A 7,504-nucleotide genomic window follows, 5' to 3' on the forward strand; every position below is an offset into this window, starting at 1 on the left:
TCGACTCCCGGGGGGTGTGCACCACCGCCGGGCTCGCCCACGTCCCCGACGGCAGCCGGGTGGCGGTCGCCGGTGCGGTCACCCACCGGCAGCGGCCCGCCACCGCCGAGGGGGTGACCTTCCTCAGCCTCGAGGACGAGACGGGCATGACCAACGTCGTGTGCTCGGTGGGACTGTGGGCGCGCTACCGCCCGATCGTCTCCTCCGCCCCGGCGCTCATCGTCCGCGGCACCGTGGAGAACCGCTCGGGCGCGGTGAGCGTCGTGGCGGACAAGATCGAACGCCTCCACCTGGGGATGGCTATCGGCCGCAGCCGCGACTTCCGGTGACCGGTCACGTCCTGGTGACCGGTCACTCCCCGGCGATCGGTTGGGTCTTCTGGTCGAACTGGGGTGCCCACTTCTCGGCCCCGGCCAGGTCCGGATTCAGGCCGGGGCCGGGTTCAGAGGCTGGCTCAGACGTAGCGGAAGTATTCCCCGCGAGCCCACTGCACCAGCCTGTCGGCGGTGTCCCGGCGCGACGGCGGGTGGTAGCCGAACACCTGGACGGCCTCGAAGGCGTAGGCGAGTTCCGGGTCCTGCATGTAGGCGAACCCCCCGACAGCCTCGCGGACCATCGACTGCACCCTGACCAGAGCCTCGCGCATCGACCACCGGACCAGCGCGAGACGAGCCGAGACGTCGCCACCGCGAGCACCCTCGTCGAACTCGCGAGCCACCGCGTGCAGGGCGGTCCGCATGGTCTCGACCTCGGCGAGCGCCGAGGAGAACAGCTTCGGGTCGAGGCGGTCGCGATCGGTGAGCCGCTCGACCATACGCGTGGCCACCCCGAGATAGCAGGCGCTGATGAGCAGCCCGAACCACAGGTAGCCGGTCATCTCGTGCACATCGTCGGGATCGTTCTCGGAGGTCAGGAAGACCATGTCGGACTCGACCCGGACGTCGTCGAGGATCAGCGCGTCGCTCTCGGCCGCCGCGAGGACGGGGCTCTTCCAGAACTCCTCCCGACGCAACCCCTCGGCACCGTCGAAGACCAGGACGACGGCCCGCTCGGAGTCGTCCACGAGGGCGCTCGCCACCAGGAGACTCATGGACCTCGACAGGCTGCAGGGGGCCTTGCGGCCGGAGAGGAGATAGTCGTCACCGTCCCGTCGGGCGGTCATGGTCGGGCGGAACACCGATCCCCCGGGGGAACCCTCGGAGAAACCGGAGGCCATCACGGTGCCGCCCTCGACCAGCGCCCTGATGAGGTCGCGCTCATCCTGCGAGGCGTCCTCGGCGGCCTCGAAGAGGGTCGCGCACGACAGGTGGTGCATCGTGGTCGCGGCCGCGAGGGAGGGGGCGACCGCGCCGATGGCGGTCTGGAACCGCACCGCGTCGACCGCGCTCGCGCCCGCACCGCCCAGCGCGGTGGGGACGATGAGACTGGTCCCGCCGGTGTCGGACCAGTCGGCCACGGCGGTGCTCTGGGCGCCCTCGTTGGCGAGGAGGCCGTGGCCGTACAGGCGTTCTCGCAGCCCGGGGGCGTAGGAGTCGAGGGTCTGGTTCTCGGAGGTGAGGAGCATGGGGTCCTTTCGGTTCACGGTCGGGTGGGTGCGGGCTCGGGCCCGGATCAGCCGGCGAGCATCAGGCGGGCGGCCTCGGTGCAGTCGTACCGCGGCGTCCAGCCGGTGGCGTCCCTGAGTCGTCGTGACGTGGTGACCGGTTCTCCGCAGGTCACCCAGTGGGAGGAATAGGGCAGCAGTCGTAGCCGGAACCCGAGGTCGGCCAGGCGTCGGGCGGCGCTCAGCGGCACGGGGACGCAGACCGAGCGGTTGAGTCGGCACAGCTGGGAGACGGTGAGGGCGCCCTCGGGACCGAGGTTGAACTCGCCGTCCACGCCGGCGAGCAGCACCCGCAGGTACGCGTCGACGAGGTCGTCCTGGTGCAGGAACTGGAAGTAGGACTTCCCGGGGCTCGGGTGCAGGACGACGCGCGACCGCATGGTCTCCAACCCGGAGTTCGACATGTCGGGCCCCACCACGTAGGTCGGGCGCAGGACCGCCGTCGCCATCCGGCCGTCGGAGCCTCGTCGCCACCGGCGCACGTCCTCCTCCACGAGTGCCTTGTGGTGGAAGTAGTAGTGCTCCTCGCCGGCGCCGATCGGTGCGGTCTCGTCGATGATCTCGGGGCCGCCGCGGGGGCCGTAGGCGTTGATGCTCGAGGTCATCACGCACACCCGGGCGCCGGCGGAATCGGCGGCCCGCAGGACCCGTCGCGAGCCGTCGACGTTGACGACCCGCGCCGACTCCTTGTCGCGCGGCTCCTCGACCATGAAGGCGCAGTGGATCACCGCGTCGGCGCCCGCGAAGACCTCGTCGAGGTCGTCTGAGGCGATGTCGACGGTCCGCCGTTCGATCTTCGGGTCCCGCACCCGCAACGGCGACCGCGCCAGGGCGACCACGTGATCGACCTCCTCGCGGAGGATCAGACCGCGCAGGAGCGCGGTACCGAAATCACCGGACGCCCCGGTCAGGACCACCCTCATAGGGCGGAGAGCTCCCGGGTGACGGCGAGGATGTCGGCGATCGCCCTGGCGGCCTCGACCAGCTGCTCCTCCGTGTGGTCCGCCGTCACGCACAGACGGAGGATCGCACCGGTCGCCGGGACCGCCGGATGGACCGCGACACCGGTGTAGACGCCTCGCTCGAGCAACAGGTTCCACACGTGGACCGCGCGGAGGTCGTCGCCGACGGGAACGGGGACGATGGGCGACCACTCGTCCCCGGTGAGGCCGGAGGTGCAGTCGATCCCCTTGTTTCCCAACTCGGCGCGCAGAAGGATCGAGTTCTGGCGCACCGCCTCGGTGCGCGCCGCACCCTCGTCGGTCCGCATCAGCCGGATCGAGGCGAGGGATGACGCGGTCGCGGCGGGGACCGAGGACGTGCTGAAGATCATCGGCCGCGCCGTGACCCTGAGCCCGGTCACGAGGTCGGAGCTGCCGGTGATGAAACCCCCGCACGAGGCCGAACACTTGGAGAACGACGCCATGGTCACGTCCACGGCGTCCACCGTCCCGGTCTCCTCGACCCAGCCCCGCCGGGTCGGGCCGTACAGGCCCATGGCGTGGGCCTCGTCGACCATGAGCGCGGCGCCGAACGACCGGGCGAGCTCCGCGACCCCGGACAGGGGCGCGAGGCTGCCCTCCATCGAGTAGAGGGAGTCGACGACCACGAGGATCTGCTCCGGGGATCCGCGGCGTGCCGTGATCAGGGCGTCCTCGAGTGCGCCCAGGTCGTTGTGGCGGAACGGGTGGACCGAGGTGCGCGCCATGCGCAGGCCGTCGCGCAGCGAGGCGTGGGCGAACTCGTCGATGACGACCGCGTCCCGCTCGCCGACCAGGGCGCCGAGGGTACCGAGGTTGGTCTGGTACCCGGTCGAGAAGCACAGCGCGTCCTCGGTTCCGAACCAGTCCGCGATCTCCGCCTCGAGCTCCTCGTGCAGTGACATCGTCCCGTTGAGCAGGCGACTGCCGGTGCTCGCCGATCCGAACCGACGGACCGCCTCGGTGGTGGCCTCGATGACCTCGGGGTGGCGCGCCAGGCCGAGGTAGTTGTTGGAGCCGAGCATGCTCCGGTCCACGCCCTGGACGTTGCTCGTCGCGCCGGTGCTGGAGTGCATCGTCCGGTAGTAGGGGCTCTGGCCCGCGTCCTGGAGGGTCGAGAACAATTGGACCCGTTCGTCTGTCGCGAGGCGTTCGATGAGTGGGTGGTTCACGGGAAGTCCTTCCTGTGGGATGTCCCGGTGGTTCGGCCCCTTCCGTGGACCGGATGGGTCGAACGAGTGAATCCTCACCGTCCGGGTCTCCTCACCGTCCGTGCGCTCGTCGCCCATCCGCCTCGGGATCAGGAACGAATGAGGGGGACGACTGAATGAGGAGCCCCATGAGTCACAGAGCCGAGCCCCGGACGACGCCGCGTGCTCACCGCCGACGGTCGGTCCTGGCGAGAGGGTGGCCGCTCGCCGCGGCGCTGATCCTGGCCGTGCTGGGAGCGCTCTCCGCCGGCGGCGTGGAGGAGTCCCTGACCCCCGGGGGGTTCCGTGCCGACTCCACGCCGTCCGCCGTCGCCGAACGGCGGCTCGACGCGGAGGTCGGGGTGGGCACCCCCGATCTGATCGTCCTGGTCTCGGGAGCGGAGTCCGCCGCAGTGGCCCGTGAGGGCGAGGCGGTGGCGTCCTTCCTGTCGGGTGCCGGGGGAGTGGGTCGCGTGACCGTGTCGCCGGCGCCGGGGGACGGGCCCACGGTGGTGAGCGCGGTGCTGTCCGGCGACGACGCCGAGTCCAGACGCACGCTGGACGAGCTCCGTGAGGCCCTGCCCCCGCCCGGCGAGGGCGTCGAGAGGCAGCTGACCGGCCGGGCCGAGGTGCTGCGTGAGGACGACCTCATCGCCCGGGAGGATCTCACCCGCGCCGAGCTCATCGCCGTCCCGGTCACCCTCGTCCTGCTCGTGCTGTTCTTCGGCTCCGTGGTGGCCGCCGCGGTCCCGGTCGCGATCGGCGTGCTCGCCATGCTCTCGTCGTTCGTCGTCCTGTCCGGCCTGGTGCACGTGATCGACGTGTCCGTGTTCGCCCTCAACCTGGTGATCGGCCTGGCGCTGGGGCTCTCGATCGACTACAGCCTCCTCGTGGTGACCCGGTTCCGCGAGGAACTGGCGAACGGCGCGGACCCACCTGAGGCCGTCGCCCGCACGATGCGCCGGTGCCGGAGGACGATCGTCATCTCGGCGGTGACCGTCGGCCTGTGTCTGGCCGCGCTCACGGCGGTGGACATGCCCTACCTGAGATCCATGGCGATGACCGGTGTCGCGGTCGTGGTGCTGGTCGCCACCCTCACCCTGGTGGTCCTGCCCCCGGTCCTGCGGGTCCTCGGTCGGCGGATCGACGCGTGGTCCGTGCGACGGGTCGACCCGACCCGCCCCGGCCGTTCGGTGACGGCGATGCTCGGGGTCTCGCGCCGGCACCCGGTGGCGGTGGCGCTGGGGGTGTCGGCGCTCCTGTTGATCCTGCTGACGCCCGCGTTCGGCCTCCGGCTGGGCACTCTCGACGACAGGGTCCTGCCGAAGGACGCCCCGTCCAGGGTGGCCGCGGAGCGACTGCGCGACGAGCGTCCGGACCTCGGGTCCGATCCCCTGGTGATCCTCGCGGACGGGGTCGATCCCGGGGTGTTGGCGGAGCGGGTGTCGCGTATCGACGGAGTGACGGCGACGCGGGGACCGGACGAGACCCTGTCCGACGGGCTCGCGGTGGGTCCCGGTGACCCCGACCTGAGGCGGGGCTCCGTCGCGGCGGTGGAGGTGGTGACGGCCCCGGGTCTGACGCAACCGGAGCAACAGGACCTCGCCGAGCGTGTCCGCGAGGTGGTGGCACCCGCCCCGGTGGCGGGAACCTACTCCGACGATGTCGACACCCGTCAGGCGATCAGTGACCGGGCGCTCCCGGTCGCCCTGCTCGTCATGGCGGTGGTCCTGCCCCTGGTCTTCCTGCTGACCGGTGGCGTGCTGGTCACCCTCAAGACGCTGGTCATGGCGGCGCTGAGCCTCACCGCGACCTTCGGCGCGATGGTCCTGGTCTTCCAGGAGGGGTATCTCGCCGACCTGGTGGGCGTGACGGCCACGGGGGTGGTGGACAGTTCCTCGCCCCTACTGATGGCGTGCCTGGCCTTCGGACTGTCGATGGACTACCAGTTGTTCCTGCTCTCCCGGGTCCGCGAGGAGTACGACCGCCACGGCGACACCACCCGGGCCGTGGTCGACGGGGTCTCGCGCACCGCCCCCGTGGTGGGGGCGGCGGCGGTGCTCGTGGCGGTGGTGTTCCTCGCCATCGGTACCTCGGGGATCAGCGTGGTCCGGCTGCTCGGGCTCGGATTGGCGCTCGCCGTGCTGGTGGACGCGTTCGTCATCAGGCTGCTGCTCGTCCCGAGTGCGATGCTCCTGCTCGGCGAGGCCAACTGGTGGGCTCCACGGCCGCTACGGGCCGTGTTCGACCGCCTGCGGATCCGGGAGGGTTCGTCGTAGGTTCGGGTCATGATCCTGGACGACCTCCGTGCCCGCCTCGACACCGCCTCCGTGCTCACGGACGCGGACGTGCTCGAGGGATACCGCCAGGACTGGGCCAAGGCCCCGGACCCGGGGATGCCGCTCGCCGTGGTGCGCGCGCGGTCGACCGGGGACGTGCAGGAGGTCATGCGCTGGGCGAGTGCGCACGGCGTGCCGGTGGTCCCGCGGGGGGCCGGTTCGGGGCTGTCCGGGGGAGCGACGGCGGTCGAGGGCGGGATCGTGCTGTCCACCGAGCTCATGCGCGACATCGACGTCGACCCGGTCACCCGCACCGCGACAGTCCAGCCGGGTCTGCTCAACGTCGAGGTCAAGCGGGCCGTCGCCGAGCACGGACTCTGGTATCCGCCGGACCCCTCGTCGTACGAGATCTGCTCGATCGGCGGCAACATCGCCACCAACGCCGGCGGTCTGTGCTGCGTGAAGTACGGGGTGACGACCGACTACGTCCTCGGGATGACGGTGGTGTTGGCCGACGGCACCGCGGTGCGACTGGGCGGCGCGCGACTCAAGGACACCGCCGGGTTGAGCCTGACCAAGCTCTTCGTGGGCAGCGAGGGCACGTTGGGGGTGGTCACCGAGGTCATCGTGCGGCTCATCCCCGAACAGCCGCCCCGCTCCACCGTGGTGGGGATCTTCCCGGACGTGGTGGCGTGCAGCGACGCCGTCCTGGCCGTCACCCGCCGGATCCGGCCGGCGATGCTCGAGTTCATGGACAACGTCTCGATCCGGGCCGTCGAGGCGGACCTGAGGATGGGCCTGGACACCTCCGCCGGTGCGATGCTGCTGGCCCAGTCCGACCTCACCGGACCCGACCGCGCGGCCGAGACGGAGTTCATGGCCGAGGCGTTCCGCACCCACGGCGCGAGCGAGGTGTTCGCGACCGACGATCCCGAGGAGGGGGAGCAGTTCACGGTCGCGCGTCGGGCCGCGTTCACCAGCCTGGGCAAGACCGGGACGCTGCTCCTCGAGGACGTCGGCGTGCCGTTGCCCGCGCTGCCCGAGCTGGTCGCCGGGATCGAGGCGATCTCGGCCCGGCGTGATGTGCCGATCGCCCTGGTCGCCCACGCCGGTGACGGCAACACGCACCCGATCATCGTGCTGGCCGACGACGACCCGGACCGCGCCCACCGGGCCCAGGCGGCGTTCGGCGAGGTGATGGACCTGGCGATCGGGATGGGCGGGACGATCACCGGCGAACACGGCGTGGGACGCCTCAAGGCGCCGTGGCTGCCCGCCCAGCTGGGCGAGGACGTGATGGAGTTGAACCGCCGCATCAAGACGGCGCTGGACCCGCAGGGGATCCTCAACCCGGGGACGATGTTCTGACGTCACCGGGGCGGCGGTCCGCTCGCGAGGTTACTGTGCGACCTCGTCGTCGTCGACGTTGTTGTGGTCGCCGCCGCCGCCGTC

6 protein-coding genes are annotated in these 7,504 nt (G+C 71.3%); 3 read left to right on the forward strand and 3 right to left on the reverse strand.

All coding sequences use genetic code 11. The features are described 5' to 3' along the window. The coding region (locus G6017_RS08630; RefSeq protein ID WP_182616955.1) for an OB-fold nucleic acid binding domain-containing protein at positions 1-329 on the forward strand (329 nt) is incomplete at its 5' end. Positions 330-454: 125 nt separating this feature from the next. Here G6017_RS08630 and G6017_RS08635 read toward each other — a convergent pair. Genes G6017_RS08635 through G6017_RS08645 form a run of 3 tightly spaced genes read right to left on the reverse strand, consistent with a single transcriptional unit; the run spans position 455 to position 3,755 of the window. Next, entirely contained in the window at positions 455-1,564 is a 1,110-nt protein-coding gene (locus G6017_RS08635; protein ID WP_182616957.1) for an acyl-CoA dehydrogenase family protein, read from the reverse strand. A 47-nt stretch (positions 1,565-1,611) separates the two neighbouring features. Beyond that, entirely contained in the window at positions 1,612-2,526 is a 915-nt protein-coding gene (locus tag G6017_RS08640; protein WP_179524708.1) for an NAD-dependent epimerase/dehydratase family protein, read from the reverse strand. Further along, positions 2,523-3,755: an aminotransferase class I/II-fold pyridoxal phosphate-dependent enzyme gene (locus tag G6017_RS08645; RefSeq protein ID WP_347237970.1), complete on the reverse strand. Its 1,233-nt coding sequence runs from the start codon at positions 3,753-3,755 to the stop codon at positions 2,523-2,525. The genes G6017_RS08640 and G6017_RS08645 overlap by 4 nt, the downstream gene beginning before the upstream one ends. Positions 3,756-3,922: 167 nt before the next feature. Here G6017_RS08645 and G6017_RS08650 point away from each other — a divergent pair, with 167 nt between their 5' ends. Together G6017_RS08650 and G6017_RS08655 are read left to right on the forward strand one after the other, a co-directional pair. Then, positions 3,923-6,052: an MMPL family transporter gene (locus G6017_RS08650; protein WP_182616961.1), complete on the forward strand. Its 2,130-nt coding sequence runs from the start codon at positions 3,923-3,925 to the stop codon at positions 6,050-6,052. Between the two features lie 9 nt (positions 6,053-6,061). Then, on the forward strand, positions 6,062-7,420 hold the full coding sequence (locus G6017_RS08655; RefSeq protein WP_182616962.1) for an FAD-binding oxidoreductase: 1,359 nt from the start codon (positions 6,062-6,064) through the stop codon (positions 7,418-7,420). Positions 7,421-7,504 lie beyond the last annotated feature (84 nt).

Source organism: Dietzia sp. B44, from assembly GCF_014145245.1.
Classification (GTDB): domain Bacteria; phylum Actinomycetota; class Actinomycetes; order Mycobacteriales; family Mycobacteriaceae; genus Dietzia; species Dietzia natronolimnaea.